Source organism: Ruminococcus sp., assembly GCF_019423705.1.
Taxonomy (GTDB): Bacteria; Bacillota; Clostridia; order Oscillospirales; family Ruminococcaceae; genus Hominimerdicola.
This window is the reverse complement of record NZ_JAHZAX010000011.1, coordinates 1-17026: the sequence shown is the minus strand read 5'-3', so window position 1 is coordinate 17026 and position 17026 is coordinate 1. Positions and strand designations below refer to the sequence as shown.

Annotated in this window: 15 protein-coding genes; 11 read left to right on the top strand and 4 right to left on the bottom strand. The window is 46.5% G+C overall.

Annotated features, from left to right (window positions below; translation table 11 throughout):
* Positions 1–51: 51 nt before the first annotated feature.
* The 3 genes from QZ371_RS09720 to QZ371_RS09710 all read right to left on the bottom strand — a co-directional run bounded on the left by QZ371_RS09720 (position 52) and on the right by QZ371_RS09710 (position 4022).
* Positions 52–846, bottom strand: coding sequence for a class I SAM-dependent methyltransferase (locus QZ371_RS09720; protein ID WP_295212005.1), 795 nt, complete (start codon positions 844–846; stop codon positions 52–54).
* Between the two features lie 83 nt (positions 847–929).
* On the bottom strand, positions 930–2294 hold the full coding sequence (locus QZ371_RS09715; RefSeq protein ID WP_295212004.1) for an NCS2 family permease: 1365 nt from the start codon (positions 2292–2294) through the stop codon (positions 930–932).
* A 168-nt stretch (positions 2295–2462) separates the two neighbouring features.
* Complete coding sequence (locus QZ371_RS09710) at positions 2463–4022, bottom strand: hypothetical protein (protein WP_295212003.1); 1560 nt, start codon at positions 4020–4022, stop codon at positions 2463–2465.
* Between the two features lie 220 nt (positions 4023–4242).
* Between QZ371_RS09710 and QZ371_RS09705 the strand changes: the two genes are divergently transcribed.
* Both QZ371_RS09705 and typA read left to right on the top strand, forming a co-directional pair.
* Entirely contained in the window at positions 4243–5235 is a 993-nt protein-coding gene (locus tag QZ371_RS09705; protein WP_295212002.1) for an aldo/keto reductase, read from the top strand.
* A gap of 504 nt (positions 5236–5739) precedes the next feature.
* Positions 5740–7557, top strand: a complete 1818-nt coding sequence (gene typA, locus QZ371_RS09700) for a translational GTPase TypA (protein WP_295212000.1) — start codon at positions 5740–5742, stop codon at positions 7555–7557.
* Positions 7558–7655: 98 nt separating this feature from the next.
* Here the strand turns inward: typA and prfB are convergent, their stop codons facing one another.
* Positions 7656–8774, bottom strand: coding sequence for a peptide chain release factor 2 (gene prfB, locus QZ371_RS09695; protein ID WP_295211999.1), 1119 nt, complete (start codon positions 8772–8774; stop codon positions 7656–7658).
* A 362-nt stretch (positions 8775–9136) separates the two neighbouring features.
* On the opposite strand from prfB, the gene QZ371_RS09690 reads away from it, so the two are divergent.
* The 9 genes from QZ371_RS09690 to hslO all read left to right on the top strand — a co-directional run bounded on the left by QZ371_RS09690 (position 9137) and on the right by hslO (position 16810).
* On the top strand, positions 9137–10114 hold the full coding sequence (locus tag QZ371_RS09690; RefSeq protein ID WP_295211998.1) for an RING finger protein: 978 nt from the start codon (positions 9137–9139) through the stop codon (positions 10112–10114).
* A 134-nt stretch (positions 10115–10248) separates the two neighbouring features.
* Positions 10249–10539: a 30S ribosomal protein S6 gene (gene rpsF, locus QZ371_RS09685; RefSeq protein WP_295211996.1), complete on the top strand. Its 291-nt coding sequence runs from the start codon at positions 10249–10251 to the stop codon at positions 10537–10539.
* Between the two features lie 22 nt (positions 10540–10561).
* Positions 10562–11098, top strand: coding sequence for a single-stranded DNA-binding protein (locus tag QZ371_RS09680; RefSeq protein WP_295211995.1), 537 nt, complete (start codon positions 10562–10564; stop codon positions 11096–11098).
* A 76-nt stretch (positions 11099–11174) separates the two neighbouring features.
* The gene (rpsR, locus tag QZ371_RS09675; protein WP_295212108.1) at positions 11175–11390 is read left to right on the top strand and encodes a 30S ribosomal protein S18; all 216 of its coding nucleotides are present in this window, start codon (positions 11175–11177) and stop codon (positions 11388–11390) included.
* Between the two features lie 160 nt (positions 11391–11550).
* The gene (gene lon, locus QZ371_RS09670) at positions 11551–13974 is read left to right on the top strand and encodes an endopeptidase La (RefSeq protein ID WP_295211994.1); all 2424 of its coding nucleotides are present in this window, start codon (positions 11551–11553) and stop codon (positions 13972–13974) included.
* Between the two features lie 26 nt (positions 13975–14000).
* Positions 14001–14762 (top strand): ribosome biogenesis GTP-binding protein YihA/YsxC, encoded by a 762-nt coding sequence (gene yihA, locus QZ371_RS09665; RefSeq protein WP_295211993.1) that lies wholly within the window; start codon positions 14001–14003, stop codon positions 14760–14762.
* A 113-nt stretch (positions 14763–14875) separates the two neighbouring features.
* Positions 14876–15184, top strand: a complete 309-nt coding sequence (locus QZ371_RS09660; RefSeq protein WP_295211989.1) for a YerC/YecD family TrpR-related protein — start codon at positions 14876–14878, stop codon at positions 15182–15184.
* Positions 15184–15936 carry a class I SAM-dependent methyltransferase gene (locus QZ371_RS09655; RefSeq protein WP_295211987.1) on the top strand — a complete coding sequence of 251 codons (753 nt, stop codon included), beginning with the start codon at positions 15184–15186 and terminating at the stop codon, positions 15934–15936. Before QZ371_RS09660 ends, QZ371_RS09655 begins: the two co-directional genes overlap by 1 nt.
* Before the next feature lie 4 nt (positions 15937–15940).
* On the top strand, positions 15941–16810 hold the full coding sequence (hslO, locus tag QZ371_RS09650) for an Hsp33 family molecular chaperone HslO (protein WP_295211985.1): 870 nt from the start codon (positions 15941–15943) through the stop codon (positions 16808–16810).
* The last annotated feature ends 216 nt before the right edge of the window (positions 16811–17026 follow it).

Below are 17026 nucleotides of genomic sequence, written 5' to 3'. Positions count from 1 at the left end.
AAAATTAGACCACAGGGCGAAATGCTCTGCGGTCTTTTTTGTGCTTATTTCTCACTTTACGCCAATGCGCATACGATAGCAGAAGGGACATTTTTCCTTGCCGACGACTTTTTTGGTGACGGCGATGAAGCTGTCAAGGTCGCTTTGGATAAGGCTGGGGTCGGCCTTGAGGATTGCCTGCAAGCCACCTTGACTGAGGGCGAGGTTTATAAAACGCTGGGGCGTGCAAGGCTCATCGCTGAGAAAAACTATCTCACGGACGTATGAAAATACCCCCGACTTTTTGATGTTCTCGAGGTGGTGCTCTTTATCCCAGCGTGAAAATGTACGGTTTATCTGATCGTTTTCAAGTTCGATACGCTTGACTTTGGTGAAAAGCTTGTCGTATTCTTTTTCCGCTTCAAGGTCAAAGACCGCAGGCCAGTCGCAGTCAACTGTTGCGAAAACGCCGCCTTTTTTTAGTATCCTGTCCACCTCTTTCAGCGTGTTTACAGGGTCCATCCAATGGAATGACTGGGAGCAAACCACGATATCTGCGCTGTTCGCTTCAAGGCCTGTGTTATCTGAAAAGCCTTTCACAAAGCGGATATCATCGTCGGCTTTTTTGTTTGCCTGAGCGAGCATATCGTCGCTTGGCTCAATGCCGATTATCTCTTTTGCGTGGCATTTCCAAGCGGCTGTTGACAAGCCCGTGCCGCAGCCGAGGTCAACGACCCTGTCCGCCGTCTTGCCGAGATAGCCCAGCATAAGCTCTATTGCCTGCGCTGGAACGGTTGGGCGGCTGTTGTCGTAAACTTCCGCAAAGCCTTTAAATCTGTCGGCGTTTATCTTATCTGCATTGTTCATTTTTATCTCTCCTTGTCTGAAATTCTGCGTTTAAAATCAAACAATGCCGAACATTTCTGAACGGCATTGAAAAGTTTTGTGAATTATAGGAATATATACTTGAGGACGAAAAGCACAGCAAGGACGTACATAAGGGGCTTGATATCTTTCTTTTTGCCGCATACGAGATTGATAACGACGTATGAGATTATGCCAAGTGAAATGCCCTCGGAAATGCTGTAAAACAGCGGCATTGCGAGGATACAGAGGTATGCAGGGAATGACTTTGTGAAGTCATTTGCCGCAAACTTTATCTCTGAGATCGAGCTGAACATCAAGAAGCCCACAACGATGAGCGCCGGTGCTGTTGCGAACGAAGGGATAGCGATGAATATTGGCGCAAATAACATTGAAAGGGCGAAAAGTACCGCCGCCGTTATAGCTGTAAGACCTGTTCGTCCGCCGACTGCAACGCCTGCGGAGGATTCAACGAAAGTTGTTGTGGTGGAAGTTCCCAGAACTGCGCCAGATGTTGTTGCGATAGCGTCGGCAAGAAGGGCAGGCTTTATTTGCGGAAGTCTGCCGTCTTTATCAAGCATATCAGCCTTTGAGCATACTCCGATGAGCGTTCCCAGCGTGTCGAAAAGGTCAACGAAGAGGAATGAGAATATCACCACGATAAAGTTCAGTATGCCAACGCTGCCCATATCAACATTGAAGCACTCGCCGAAAGTTTCGCCAAGCTTTGAGAAGTTGGTCATTGACATTGAAGGGAAGAGGGAATTGTAGCCGTTTGCAGGGTCGGGCACATAAATGCCGATGAGCTGGCATATCATTCCGATCGCCCAAGTGCCGATTATTCCGATAAGGATAGAACCTTTGACATTTTTTATATAGAGTATTATTGTGAGGAACAAGCCGATGATTGTGAGAAGTGCGCATATTCCCGAGGTGGAGAAGTTTTTGCGGAAGCTTGTTATTGTCACAAGAGTGGCGTCGCTTTTGACGCAGAGGCCTGCGTTTTGCAGTCCGATAAAAGCAATATAAAGACCGATACCCACGGACACGGCCTTTTTAAGCACCACAGGGATAGCGTTGAAGATAGCCTCACGGACGTTTGTCAGCGAAAGGACTATGAACACGATACCCTCGATGAACACCGCCAGCAGAGCCACACGCCAGTCATAGCCGTATCCTGCGCAGACCGTGTACGCCATAAAAGCGTTCAGCCCCATTCCTGCGGAGAGGACGAAAGGCAGGTTCGCCATAAGTCCCATACATACCGTGCCGATAACGGAAGCGATACAGGTGGCGAGAAGCACCGCCGTTGGGTCCATTCCCGTGCTGCCTAAAATGCTGGGGTTGATAGCGAGGATATAAGCCATTGTCATAAATGTGGTCATTCCTGCCATTATCTCCGTTTTAGTGTCGGTGTGATTTTGTTTTAGATTGAATAATTTATCTAACATATCTTACCTCTTGATATTAAATTTGTATATTTTATAAAACTATGATAAAGCATTTTGCGGCCTATTTCAAGTGCAATTTATGAATATTGTTTTGAGAGCCTATTTACATTATTGGCAAATTTATCAAGGCAGCTGCGCCATTAAGACGTGCTGCCTTGTGCTGTCAGTTTACTTTTTTACCCATTGGCTGTTGAGCCAGTATATCCTGTTTTCTATCCAGTAGAAAAGGTCTTCAGCGGAATCGGGACCCCATTCTTCGCCCTTGCGCAGGTCTGTGTCATATTCGGCGAGGTAGTCACGCTCAGTTTGGATACAGCCTTTCAGGAGCTTTTCGCTGTTCATCTGCGTCCACTTGTCCTTTACCTTGTCGATGAACCAGTCTTGCTTGCCAAGGATAATGAGCCAAGGGTTGGAGCGGTCGCCGTTTTGGTTCACAAAGCTTTGGTCGGTGAATGCGGCGGCGTAATATTTTTCCGTGCTGTCGTTGTATGCCCAGTTGAAGTCCCACGGGGAAGTGAATTTCAGCTTCTCACACTTGCTGTTTTTGTCAAAATCAACGCACATAAAGAAGCTGCCTTCGCCGCAGTCGTAATCGTGAACTATCTCATAAAGAATGTACATATCACGGACGGAATCAATATCCATAACGGCGGAAACAGCTTCCTCGGCTGTGGCGACTTCTGAATCAACAAGGTCATAATTTTCATCGAACTTGTAATACTTGCCATTTTCGCAGGCTTCGTACACTATCTTAAAGAGGTTGTTCATATACTTGTCGATAAAATCTATCTGATTTTGTGAATAGAGATCGTTCTTGATAGAATATTCCGCAGGGACGAACTGCCTTGTTTCGCCGTTTATATCGGTGACTGTGGCTTTTTCATAGTCCATTGAGATATAATGGTTGCCTTCTTCGCTTTCGGCATAGTTGTCAAGCTCGAGATAATAACCGATATCTGTGCCTGTATAGCCCTCTTCGGGTTCGGTGATATTCACTCTGTTTGGATTAATCTGACATTGCTCGCAAAGCTCATAATCGCCAACGAACTTTTCATTGACATAAACGTGGACAAGCTGACCGTCGGAGCAGAAATTGCTGTCGCCCATAATGGCTCTGCCAAAGCGGAAAGCGATATCATTGCGTATCAAGTCCCAGTCGGATTTCAGAAGCACCCAGCTTTTACATTCAGCGCCGTTATTGAGCCCCAGCATATTGGTCTTTTCATCGAACTTTATGCGGTATGGCACTTGATTTCTGAGTATCTGACTGACGTCGCCATAATAAGCGCTGGAATTGCCACGAACTTTCACCCCTGCGGAAGCTTCGGTTATCTCGTTGGCTTCATCGCAGTTGAAAACGTCCACCACGCAGGAAATGTACTTCTCACGGGAGACGATGTCCTCTTCGTCCTTTGTTGTTATGCTGATGACAGGTATCTTGCTTTTGGCTTGAACGCTTTCCTTGAACTTTTCTTTCTCGGACTTGTCAGCGTTAAGGCTCTCGTATGTGGCAGGGGTTGGGTTGATATCCTGCTTTGTTGTCGTGGGCAGGGTGACGATAGGCTGAGTGGTGGTAGTGGTCACTCGGCTGTCGGCGGAGCTTTCAGACTTTGAACTTGTGCTAGAGCCAGTTTCTTTTGCGCAGCCTGCAAGCATTGAAGCCGTCATAAGCAGGGCGCAAGCAGCGGCGGCAAACTTCTTTTTATTTATTCTTTTCATATCATTCATATTATACGCCTTTCTTTGATAAGTAACCAATTAACGATTAAGCATTTTTCGAATTGTACATAACGCACATATTTTTATTACACAGCACATTCAATTATAGCACATTGACAAATCAAAAACAATATGCTATAATCATAAAAGTTAAGTGGATTATTTAGTCATAAAGGCGAAAATACGCACTTTTATGGCTCTTAATGGAACATACAGGAGGCTTTTTACAATGTTTATACCAAATGATAACAGATACGATAAAATGATATACAACCGCTGCGGAAAAAGCGGTTTGAAGCTTTCGGCGGTATCGCTGGGTTTTTGGCAGAATTTCGGATATCGAAACAGCTTTGATAATATGGAAAAAATGGTGCATACTGCTTTTAATAATGGTATCACCCACTTTGACCTTGCGAACAATTACGGCAATCCATATAATGGTTCGGCGGAGGAGAATTTCGGACGGATACTTGACAGAGGGCTGAGAGAGTTCCGTGATGAGCTGTGCATTTCCACAAAGGCAGGCTATGAAATGTGGCCGGGGCCATATGGCGACAGGAACGGCTCGAGGAAGTACCTTACAGCAAGCCTTGACCAATCGCTGAAAAGAATGGGGCTTGAGTATGTTGACGTGTTCTATCACCACGTCAGAGACCCAGAAACGCCCCTTGAAGAGACCGCTTTAGCCCTTGACAATGCTGTGAAGCAGGGCAAAGCCCTTTACGTTGGCATATCGAATTACAACAGGGCGGACACGGCGGAGATACTGAAAATTTTCCGTGAGCTGAAAACGCCTTTCGTCCTCAATCAGCCTTCATATGCAATGCTCAACCGCTGGATAGAGCGTGACGGGCTTGACAAGCTTGCGCTTGAAGAGGGCTTCGGCATAGCTGTGTTCTCGCCGCTGTATCAGGGCTTTCTGACGAACAAGTATCTCAAAGGCATACCGGCGGATTCAAGGGTCGGCAGGGGCGATACTTGGATAAGGAGCGAGCTTGATGAAGCAATGGTCGCAAGGCTGAACAGGCTCAATGATATCGCCGCAGCAAGGGGTCAGAAGCTATCGCAAATGGCGCTTTCTTGGGTGCTGCACAACAAGGCTGTGACGACTGTGATAATGGGTGCGAGCCGTCCCGAACAGATCGTGGAGAATATCGCTTGCCTTGACAAGCTGGACTTTTCAGAGGATGAACTTGCAGAGATAGACAGCTTGGTGTTCTGATATCGCTTTGTTGATTAACCTGTCAAAAATGTAGGGGACGGCGTCCTCGACGTCCCGTGTCAGAGTGGGAACGCAATATTTATGCAGTTCGTTTAAGAATGTATACAATGTCATTCGTCTTGTCAATTGATAGAACGATACGTCATTGCTTCGATGGGCTGTCGAGGACGCCGTCCCAAAATTAAAAAATGGTGCAGGGGCAAGCCCCTGCTTGACAAAGTGCGGATTTTGTGGTATAATAGCGAATTAGTAAAGTTACCTTGCGGAAATTTCCGCAGGGTTCTTTTGTGTTTTAGAGGCTTTTTGTGATTTTATACGGATTTCTTTCAGTTAATGGGAGAAAATATATTCAGATTTTTGCTTGTTTATAGTTTTTGCAAAATATATTAAGCAAATTGTTACACAAAGCGCTAATACCTTAAAATAAGCAATAGTTTCCAGTCGGCAGGGGAATGTCGGCTGTGTCAGAGGCAGTATAGACCTATATAAAACGGAGGAATATGTATGATAAGAGAAGATTTGAGAAACGTTGCCATTATCGCCCACGTTGACCACGGAAAGACCACCCTCGTTGACCAAATGCTCAAGCAGAGCGGTACTTTCAGAGAGAATCAGGCCGTTGAAGAAAGAGTTATGGACTCTAACGATATCGAGCGTGAGAGAGGCATCACTATCCTCGCTAAGAATACTTCTATCAAGTATAAGGACGTCAAGATCAATGTTATCGACACTCCGGGCCACGCTGACTTCGGCGGAGAGGTCGAGCGTGTACTCAAAATGGTTAATGGCGTTATCCTGCTTGTTGACGCTGCCGAAGGTCCTATGCCTCAGACAAGATTCGTGCTTCAGAAAGCCCTTGAACTCGGCCATAAGATTATCATCGTTATCAATAAGATAGACAGACCTGACGCTCGTCTTAACGAGGTCGGCGATGAAGTCCTCGAGCTTCTTATGGACCTCGACGCTACTGATGAGCAGCTTGACAGCCCTATCCTTTATTGCTCAGGCAGAGCAGGTACAGCTACGTTCTCGCCTGATGAAGAGGGCAAGGATATGATACCTCTCTTTGATGAGATACTCAGCTATATCCCTGCTCCGGAAGTCGATACAGAAGGCTCTATGCAGTACCTCGTTTCAGCTATCGACTATAACGAGTATGTGGGCAGAATCGCTATCGGCCGTATCGAGCGTGGCGAAATGAAGGTAAATCAGGATGTTACTATCGGCGACTATCATCAGACTAAGAAGGAATATCGTGGCAAGATCGTTACTATGTATCAGATCGAAGGCCTTAACAGAGTGCCTTGTCAGAGCGCAAAGGCAGGCGATATCGTTTGTATCAGCGGTATCGAGAATATCACCATCGGCGATACTATCTGCGATTTCGGCAACTTCGAGGCCGTTCCGTTCGTGAAGATATCAGAACCAACTGTTGAAATGACATTCTCTGTAAATAATTCGCCTTTCGCAGGCAGAGAGGGCAAGTTTGTAACAAGCCGTCACCTGAGAGACAGACTGTTCAAGGAGCTTCTCAAGGACGTTTCCCTCAGAGTTTCCGAAACAGACAGCACAGATTCATTCAAGGTCGCAGGCCGTGGCGAAATGCACCTTTCTATCCTTATCGAAAATATGAGACGTGAAGGCTATGAGCTGGGCGTTTCAACACCTCACGTTCTGTTCAAGGAGATCGAGGGCAAGCTTTGCGAACCTATCGAGAGACTTGTTATCGACGTTCCTGAGGGCTGCGTAGGCTCTGTTATGGAGAAGATCGGCGCAAGAAAGGGCGAGCTTCAGGAAATGGCACCTGTCGGAAGCAGAATGAGACTTGAGTTTCTTATCCCTGCAAGAGGACTTTTCGGCTATAAGAGCGAATTCCTCACAGACACAAAGGGCGAGGGCATTATGAGCTCAGTATTCCACGATTATGAGCCATACAAGGGCGAGATCCCTAAGAGAGCAACTGGTTCGCTGGTCGCATTTGAAACAGGCGAGGCTGTGACATACGGCCTTTACAACGCACAGGAGAGAGGCGAGCTGTTCATCACAGCAGGCACACCTGTATACGAAGGTATGATCGTCGGCGCTTCACCAAAGCAGGAAGATCTTGTTGTAAATGTCTGCAAGAAGAAGCACCTTACAAACACCCGTGCCAGCGGTTCGGACGACGCTCTGAGACTTGTTCCGCCGAGAAATCTCAGCCTTGAGGATTCACTTGAATTCCTTGCTGATGATGAGCTTCTCGAAGTTACACCAAAGAGCATTAGAATAAGAAAGCGTATCCTCAGCAACTCTCAGAGAGCTAAGGAAAGAGCTAAGATGTAATATTATTATCAAAGGGGCGGCTTGACCGTCCCTTTTTTTGTACACAAAAAGGACGACCGATATCAGCCGTCCTTTGTTTTTTATATTCTGCGATTTTATTATTTCTCGATCTCGCCAAGTGAAAGCGCCTTGAGGTAAGCGTTTATAAAGCCGTCAAGATCGCCGTCCATAACAGCGTTGACGTTGGTGTTCTCAAAGCCTGTGCGGTGGTCTTTTACAAGGGTGTATGGCATAAATACATAGGAGCGTATCTGCGCACCCCAAGCGATCTCTTTCTGAACGCCCTTGATGTCCTCGATCTTTTCAAGGTGCTCACGCTCTTTTATCTTGATAAGCTCGGCCTTGAGCATTTTCATTGCGTATTCTCTGTTCTGGAACTGCGAACGCTGGGTCTGACAAGCCGTCACGATACCTGTCGGAATGTGGGTAAGTCTGACAGCGGAAGATGTCTTGTTGATGTGCTGTCCGCCTGCACCGCTGGCACGGTAAACGTCCATTTTGATGTCCTCGGGGCGGATATCTACCTCGATGTTGTCGTCGATCTCAGGCATAACGTCAACGGCTGAGAACGATGTGTGTCTGCTTCCCGAACTGTCAAACGGCGATATGCGCACAAGTCTGTGTATGCCTGCCTCGCTCTTGAGATAGCCGTAAGCGTTTTCTCCCTCAACGATAACGGAAGCGCTCTTCAAACCAGCCTCGCCGCCCTCGAGATAGTCAAGGGTAGTCATTTTGAAGCCGTGGCTCTCGCACCATTTATGGTACATTCTGAAAAGCATTTCGCTCCAGTCCTGCGCCTCTGTTCCGCCTGCGCCTGCGTGGAAGTTTATGATAGCGTTGTTGTGATCGTATTCACCTGTGAGGAGGGTGTCCAGCTGTGCGGCGTCAAGTCCGTCCTTGAGCTTTTGAAGCTCCCCCTGTATCTCGTCGATCATATCATCGTCGCCCTCGTCGGCAGCCATTTCGAGCAGCACCTCGATATCCTCGAAAGAAGTCTTGAACTTGTTGTACTTTTCAAGCTTGCCCTCGAGATTTCTCGTCTCCTGCAAAACTTTCTGAGAGTTTTCCATATCGTCCCAGAAATTAGGCTCGGCAGCCTTTTCGTGAAGCTCTGCGATACGCTCTTGTGAACGCTCGATATCGTAAACATCGTGAAGCTCTGTTATGACAGGTCGGAGCGCTTCAAGCTCTGATCTGAGGTTTTCTAAAAATACCATATAAAAATTCTCCTTATATCTTAATATACAATATATTATCAGTATCATAGAGTGTAGGGGATGGCGAAATTTATCTGCTCACCGTTACTCGCAGATAAATTGATGTCCCACTCAAGTCACAATCGCAATGTCAGCGCTTCGATGGGCTGTCGGGGACGCAAATTGTCGTGAGCCTTGTCGAACAACAATTTTCCTCTACATTTTGCGTTTCTTGGCAGGCTCATAATAAACCAATATATATTATATAACTTTTTTTGTGAAAAGTAAAGAAAAAATATAAAAAACTATGGCATTTTATTTTCAAGTGTGCTATAATGATAAAATGACGGGCGGGTATAGCCCGAAAAGAAAGGATAAACATTATGTCAAACTTTATAGGTGCAAAATGTATTTCCTGCGGACAGGTATTCAAAGAGGGCGACGATATCGTTGTGTGCCCTGATTGCGGCACGCCTTATCATCGTGAATGTTATCTGAAAGAGGGAAAATGTATAAATGAGGAGCTCCACGCAAGCGGCGGAAGCTGGGGGCAGGAGCACGAGGAAGAACAGGGCGGCTCTGAGGGCATAAGGTGTATACGCTGCGGCTTTGAAAACCCTTCGGACAAGCTTTTCTGCGAAAAGTGCGGCACGCCCCTTATGAAAACCGAGGACGCTCCCGAACAGCCTTTCAACGATATGAACGGTATGGGCGCAGGTCAGCAGAACGCCCCTAACATCGCAAAACCGGGGCAGGAGGGTCAGCCTCAGTTCAATCCATTTGCAAAGCAGGTCATTTTCGATAAGGAGACCGACCTTGAGGGCATAAAACTTGACGACTATGCAAAATATGTCAAGTCTAATCCGCTGGTGTATCTGTCGAACTTTATTCGTTTCGGCAAATTCGGCGGAAAGGTGTCGCTGAATTTTGCGGCGTTCTTCTTCCCTCATCTTTATTATCTGTACAGGAAGATGAACCTTATCGGCATTGTAATGCTTGTGGCAACGGCGCTTCTTAATGTGCCAACGGCTATCGAGTATCTTGCAAGCGGCACTATGGGCGTTGTGCTGGATATCGGAATAAACGTCAGCGGACGTGTTTTTCAAGGCGTTTCGGCGGCCTGCTGGTATGTTTCAATGGCGCTGCAATTCTTCTCGGGCTTCTTTGCAAACTATATTTATTATAAGAAAGCGCAGAAAGATATCCGTGAGATAAGAAACAGCGACGGAACAGAGGAGGAGATCAGCGAGAGGATATCCGCAAAGGGCGGCACTTCTTGGGGCGCTGTGTTCCTCGGCTTCGCTGTGTATATGACCCTTGTTGTGGGCAGCATTTTCGCTTTCAGCAAGATTTTCGGCTGATAAGTTTACAAAAAGTTTAAAGTATTTCTTCTAAAGGTCTTGACACATTTTAAGTGTTATGATATAATAATTAAGTTATCCTTGCTTGTGTTTATTGCAGGCACAGGCGAAATCCAAAGGGAGGTGCAAAAGCAATGGCAAAAATCAATGAGTCTTATGAGGCTATGGTAATTTTCAGTTCCAAGCTCGACGAGGAGGCTGTAAACACACTCACAGCTAAGTTCAACGACCTGATCGAGGCAAACGCTAGCGACGTTACACTCAGCAACTGGGGCAAGCGCAAGCTGGCTTATGCTATCAACTATGAAACAGAGGGTACTTATGTACTGTGGTCATTCACATCTAAGCCTGAGTTCCCTGCTGAGCTCGAGAGAATCCTCGGCATCACAGACGGCGTTATCCGTTTCTTAGTAACAGTAAAGTAAGCTGAATAGAGAGGGTAAAGTTATGCTTAACAGAGTTATTTTAATGGGTAGGATCACTCAGGATCTTGAAGTCAGACAGACGCCTAGCGGAAATGCAGTTCTGCGTTTCAATGTTGCGGTAGATCGTCCTGTACGTCAAGGTGCTGAAAGACAGACTGATTTTATTTCCTGCGTTGCGTGGGGACAGAGAGCAGAGTTCATAAACAGATACTTCGCAAAGGGCAGAATGATCGCTCTTGAGGGTCAGTTGAGAACAGGTTCTTATGATGATAAGAACGGCGTAAAGCATTATACTACTGATGTAAATGTTGACAGCGTTTCTTTCACAGGCGAGCCAAAGGCTCAGGGCGGCAATTATTCAAATAACTACTCAAACGGCGGTTATCAGAATAACGGCTATCAGCAGCCACAGGGCGGCGGATATTCACAGCCACAGCAGTCTTACAATAATAATGCCAATCAGAATAACTATAACAATGCTCCTGCAAATGACGCTTTGTCCATTGGCGACCTTGCTGATTTTGAAGAGGTATTGAGCGACGACGGAGTACCATTCTAAGCTTATAACGTTTTGAACTTATTATTTTCCGTAAGGAGGGAATTTTACCGTGGAGAAGGAAAGAAATACTAGACCTATGAAGAGAGGTCGTAAGAAGGTTTGTATGTTCTGTGCAGACAGAGCTGAAAAGATCGACTATAAAGATATCGCAAAGCTCAGAAAATGTATGACAGAGAGAGCAAAGATTCTCCCTAGACGTGTAACAGGAACCTGCGCTTACCACCAGAGAGAGCTCACAACTGCTATCAAGAGAGCTCGTCACGTAGCGCTTCTTCCATATGTAGCTGACTAATAGCTGATTTCTATTGCAGGAGGTATCCTTTATAGGGTACCTCTTTTTGTATACATTGGGGTTGCAAACGGGGTTAAAATGTGTTATTATATTTCAGAGGACGGAAAAGGCAAAAGCTTTATTTTTGTCCGATGATGATAAAGTAAGGATCGGAGCGGCTATGAAAGATAAAATAGATATCAAATCAAACAGTATAATGCCTTGCGTGCCCACAAGAGACCTGCTGGTTTTCCCAGGTATGACAATGCATTTTGACGTTGGCAGGCCAATGTCTATAAAGAGTATAAGAAACGCAATGGAGGGCGGCGGATATGTTTTCCTCTGCGCCCAGAAAGACCCGAACCTTGAAAGACCTGTCAAGAAGGACTTGTTCAAGGTGGGTACTGTTGCGAGAGTCAAGCAGATAGTCAAAGCACCTGACGGCATTTACAGATGTCTCGTTGAGGGCGTTCACAAGGCTAGACTTGCGGACTTTTACGAGCATAGCGATTGCTATGAGGCGGACGTAAGGCTTGTGCCGAATTATTCTAAGGAGCGTCTTGACGAGAATGAGCAGATCGCAGTTTTCAGAGAAGTCCTTGCGGCATTTGAAGAGTATGCGCAAGTTCTGCCGAAAATGCCAAGAGAGCTTATAACTCAGATACTCAGCGCAAAGACACTTGAACAGCTTTTTGAGGGCATTGCTTTCAATATCGTACTGCCGTTTGTTGACAAGCAAGGACTGCTCGAAGCACCGTCAGCAGGTGAGAAGCTTGTGCTTTTGCTGACTATCCTAACAAGAGAGACGGAAGTTCTCGACCTTGAACAGCAGATACACCACCAAGTACATTCGCAGATCGAAGCCAGCCAGCGTGAGTATTACATAAGAGAGCAGATAAAGGCTTTGCAGAACGAGCTTGGCGAAAATGAGGATAATGCTGAAAGCAGCGATATCCAGCAATATACAGATAAGATAAACGCCCTTGCGGCTTCTGATGAGGTTAAGGAAAAGCTCCTCGGCGAGGTCAAGAGGCTTTCAAAAATGGGTATGGTGTCGCAGGAGGGCGTTGTGCTGAGAAATTATCTCGACACGGTGCTTGCTCTGCCTTGGAACGACTATACAAAGGACAGAACTGACATCAAAAAGGCGCAGCAGATACTTGACAAAGATCATTACGGAATGAAAAAGGTCAAGGAAAGGATACTCGAGAACCTCGCTGTAAGAGCGCTGACCCCTGATATCAAGGGTCAGATAATCTGCCTTGTCGGCCCTCCGGGCGTTGGTAAGACTTCTGTCGCTAAGTCTGTGGCGAGAGCGCTGAACAGAAAGTTCGTGAGAGTTTCCCTCGGCGGCGTAAAGGACGAAAGCGATATCAGAGGTCATAGAAAGACTTACGTCGGCGCAATGCCAGGCAGGATTATGAATGCGATGAAGCTTGCAGGAAGCCGCAACCCTGTCGTGCTCCTTGATGAGATCGACAAGATGAGCAACGATTTCAGAGGTGACCCTTCATCAGCTATGCTGGAAGTCCTCGACAGCGAACAGAACAACGCTTTCAGAGATCATTATATCGAAGTGCCTTTCGACCTCAGCGAGGTGCTGTTTATCACAACGGCGAATACCCTCTCGACTGTACAGGCGCCTTTACTCGATCGTATGGAAGTCATCGAGCTTTCAAGTTATACAAGAGAAGAAAAGTTCCATATCGCAAAGGAACACCTTATAAAGAAACAGGAACAGAAAAACGGCCTTAAAGCTTCGCAGATACGCATTTGCAACGACGCTGTTTACAAGCTCATCGACGGCTATACAAGAGAGGCAGGCGTGAGAAATCTTGAAAGACAGATAGGCTCGCTGTGCAGAAAGGCCGCAAAGGAGATCGTTGAGGACGGCGTAAAGAAGGTAACTTTCAAGGCGGATGATCTTGAGAATTATCTCGGTCATCAGAAATATCTCCCCGATGTTGTGTCGGACGAGAACGCTGTGGGCTGTGTAAACGGCCTTGCTTGGACTTCCGTTGGCGGCGTAATGCTTCCGCTGGAAGTGCTTGTCCTTGACGGCAAGGGCAGGATAGAGCTGACGGGCTCGCTGGGCGACGTTATGAAAGAGTCCGCAAAGATCGCAGTTAGCTATTGCAGAAGCGTTGCGGACAAATACGGCATACAGAAGGACTTCTATGAAAAGAAGGATATCCACGTTCACGCTCCCGAAGGCGCTGTGCCAAAGGACGGTCCGTCCGCAGGCGTGACGATGATAACAGGCATAATCTCGGCGCTGGGCAATATCAAGGTGCGCTCTGATGTGGCTATGACTGGCGAGATAACCCTCACGGGCAAGGTTCTGCCTATCGGCGGTCTGAGAGAAAAGACTATGGCGGCTTACAAGGCAGGCGTAAAGACTGTTATCGTGCCGTATGCAAACAAGGGCGATCTTGACGAAGTTGACGACGCAGTTAAGATGAACGTTGAGTTCGTTTTTGCAAAGAAGATACAGGACGTGCTTGACGTTGCGCTGATTATGGACGACAAGGGCGGCGTGCCTGTTGAGCTTCTTAGTCCGCAGGACGATAAGAAAAGCGGCGGAAGAAAAAAGGTGACAGCGTAAAGGCTGCTGCCGTGAAAGGAATTTAGATGAATTATAACAAGGCTGAATTTTATACTTCTTTCGGCAAGTTTTCGCAGATACCGAAGTCTGACAGGCTGGAATTTGCTTTTTCCGGCAGATCGAACGTGGGCAAATCATCGCTGATAAACAAGCTTCTCAACCGCAAAAATCTTGCGAGAGTCAGCTCTATGCCCGGAAAAACCGTGACGATAAACTTTTTCTCGGTGGAGAATATCTACATTGTTGACCTGCCGGGATATGGCTATGCAAGCGTTTCAAAATCGGAGAAAAAGCAATGGGGCAGCCTTATCGGCGGCTATCTTGATGACGGCGACAGAAACCTTGCGCTGGTCTTTCAGTTGGTGGATATGAGACATCCGCCCAGCAAGGACGACCTTATGATGATAAATTATCTCATCGACGCTGAGATACCATTTATAATCGTGTTCACAAAGGCTGACAAGCTCAAGCCGACCGCACGCAAAGCCCGTATGGAAGCTTTCAAGACGGAGATACCCTGCTTTGAGGATATCACCTGCGTTGAGTTCTCTGCTGTGACAGGTGAGGGCGTAGAGGAGCTGAGAGACATCATAGACGACATTTCCGAGGGTGCGGAGATAATCCCACCAGAGGAGCTTGAGGCGCAGTCTGAGGGCGCTGAGAGCTTTGAGGACGATATGGACGGCTATGACGATTGTGATGATGAAGAGGTCTTTGAGGACGGCGAGGATAATGATGAACCGCCTAAGTTCAGAGGCTTTTTGACGCCAAACAGAAATAAAAATTAAGATATAGTATATAGAATATTCATAATTCTCCTTTACATTTCTGACGGTATGTGTTAAAATATATTTATGGTTTAACACTTTACAATATGAAAACGTAAAGGAGATTTGTTATAATGAAAGAAAAACTTGAGATCAAAAAACTTGACGATCTTTATGAGGCTGTGCTGTGCCTTGAAACTGTTGAGGAATGCAGACTGTTCTTTAAAGATCTTTGTACTATACCTGAGCTGAAAGCGCTTTCGCAGCGTTTTCAGGTCGCAAAAATGCTCACTAAGGATCACGTTTACAGCGATATCGTAAGCGAGACAGGCGCTTCAACAGCCACTATCAGCAGAGTGAACCGCTCCCTTTCCTATGACGGCTCGGGCGGATATAATATCGTGTTCGACAGGCTCGACAAAAAGGAAAAGGAAGAGAAGTAATGAGCGGCTACGGCAGATTTGCTTATTATTACGACAGGCTCACGGAGAATGTGGACTATGGTAAGATCGCCGCAAGATGTGACGAGCTTATAAAAAAGTACAGCTCTGAAAAGGAAGTCGTTGTTGATCTTGCCTGCGGAACGGGTTCGCTCAGCGAGGCTTTGGCTAAGCTTGATTATGACGTTGTGGGCGTTGACCTTTCTCAGCAAATGCTTGAAGAGGCTATGGACAAGCGCTATGACAGCGGTCTGAACATACAGTATCTTTGTCAGGATATGATGGAGCTTGACCTTTACGGCGCTGCTGACGCTGTTATATGCGTGCTGGACAGCATCAATCACCTTGAAAGCGTGGAAGCTGTTCAAAAGACTATCGAGAGCGTGTCAAAGTTCACCTGCGACGGGGGACTGTTTATTTTTGACGTGAATACGGCTTATAAGCACCGTAAGATACTGGCGGACAATGCGTTTTGCTATGATCTTGACGGACTTTTCTGCGCTTGGCAGAACGAGCTTAACGACGATGACAGCGTGAATATCTATCTTGATTTCTTTGAACAGCAGGAGGACGGCTCTTACGAACGCTTCAGCGAGGATTTCACGGAGAGGATATATGGCGACGATATGCTTTGCGATACGCTGAAAAAGCAAGGCTTTGAGCTTATCTGGAAATTTGATGGCTTTGAGGACAAGGCCGTATCTGAGGACACTCAGAGGATCTTATATGTATGCAAGAGATTAAACAGAGGTTGATATAATGGGAAGAATAGTTAGAGTTATAAGCGCAGACGCTTCAGTTGTGTGCAGCGCTATCGACGGCAAGGATATCGTATCGAGGATCGAAGAGATACACAAGCCATCGGCTGTTGTGACGGCAGGTCTTGGCAGACTTGCTATGGCAACATCGCTTATGGGCTTTGGTCTTAAAGGCAATGACGACAGTATTACTGTAAGATTTGCAGGAGACGGCCCTGCCGGTGCGCTTATTTGCGTATCGGACAGTATGGGCAATGTGAAGGCGTATGTGCAGAACCCTATCGTTGAAATACCACTTAACGATAAGGGTAAGCTTGACGTTAGGGGAGCTGTGGGTTCAAACGGAACGCTGAGCGTTGTTAAAGACCTTGGCCTTAAAGAGCCTTATTGCGGACAAGTGCCAATAGTTTCGGGCGAGATAGCAGAGGATATAACAAATTATCTTGCGGTCAGCGAGCAGGTGCCGAGCGTTTGTGCGCTGGGCGTGCTTGTCAATCCCGATCTTAGCGTCAATTGCGCAGGAGGATTTCTTATCCAACTGCTGCCATTTGCACCTGAGTCTGCAATAGATCAGATCGAGAAGAATATAAACGGAATGGAGTCTGTGACAAAGCTTATCAGCAGCGGTATGACGACTGAGGAGATAGCGATGAAGGCTCTTGAAGGTCTTGAACCGAACGTGCTGGACGATTTTGAGGTGAACTATAAGTGCGATTGTTCAAGAGAAAGGGTAGAGCGTGCGCTTATCTCATTGGGCAAAGATCAGCTTGTTGACCTTTCAAAGGACGGCGGAACAGATGTGGAATGTCACTTCTGCGAGAAGAAATATCACTTCACGCCTGAGGAAATATTAGGGTTAATAAAAGAATAACATTTGGTGAATAATTTATGTACGCTATTCAAATGCCCGATAATAAAGGGTTTGCGGACTTAAAGTTTTTTGAGAAATTTGAAAAAAACTCTTGACAAACGGGCTTGAATAGTGTATAATAAATATCGTCGCTGAGAGATACAACTCAAAACGACAGCTAACGGGAGCATAGCTCAGCTGGGAGAGCATCTGCCTTACAAGCAGAGGGTCACAGGT

Bases quoted from the DNA above. Each gene is read 5' to 3' on its own strand.
- QZ371_RS09660 (WP_295211989.1), top strand. From the start codon at position 14,876: ATGAAAGAAAAACTTGAGATCAAAAAACTTGACGATCTTTATGAGGCT.
- prfB (WP_295211999.1), bottom strand. From the start codon at position 8,774: ATGGTATTTTTAGAAAACCTCAGATCAGAGCTTGAAGCGCTCCGACCT.
- QZ371_RS09690 (WP_295211998.1), top strand. From the start codon at position 9,137: ATGTCAAACTTTATAGGTGCAAAATGTATTTCCTGCGGACAGGTATTC.
- lon (WP_295211994.1), top strand. From the start codon at position 11,551: ATGAAAGATAAAATAGATATCAAATCAAACAGTATAATGCCTTGCGTG.
- rpsR (WP_295212108.1), top strand. From the start codon at position 11,175: ATGAAGAGAGGTCGTAAGAAGGTTTGTATGTTCTGTGCAGACAGAGCT.
- hslO (WP_295211985.1), top strand. From the start codon at position 15,941: ATGGGAAGAATAGTTAGAGTTATAAGCGCAGACGCTTCAGTTGTGTGC.
- QZ371_RS09680 (WP_295211995.1), top strand. From the start codon at position 10,562: ATGCTTAACAGAGTTATTTTAATGGGTAGGATCACTCAGGATCTTGAA.
- QZ371_RS09705 (WP_295212002.1), top strand. From the start codon at position 4,243: ATGTTTATACCAAATGATAACAGATACGATAAAATGATATACAACCGC.
- rpsF (WP_295211996.1), top strand. From the start codon at position 10,249: ATGGCAAAAATCAATGAGTCTTATGAGGCTATGGTAATTTTCAGTTCC.
- yihA (WP_295211993.1), top strand. From the start codon at position 14,001: ATGAATTATAACAAGGCTGAATTTTATACTTCTTTCGGCAAGTTTTCG.
- QZ371_RS09710 (WP_295212003.1), bottom strand. From the start codon at position 4,022: ATGAATGATATGAAAAGAATAAATAAAAAGAAGTTTGCCGCCGCTGCT.
- QZ371_RS09715 (WP_295212004.1), bottom strand. From the start codon at position 2,294: ATGTTAGATAAATTATTCAATCTAAAACAAAATCACACCGACACTAAA.
- typA (WP_295212000.1), top strand. From the start codon at position 5,740: ATGATAAGAGAAGATTTGAGAAACGTTGCCATTATCGCCCACGTTGAC.
- QZ371_RS09655 (WP_295211987.1), top strand. From the start codon at position 15,184: ATGAGCGGCTACGGCAGATTTGCTTATTATTACGACAGGCTCACGGAG.
- QZ371_RS09720 (WP_295212005.1), bottom strand. From the start codon at position 846: ATGAACAATGCAGATAAGATAAACGCCGACAGATTTAAAGGCTTTGCG.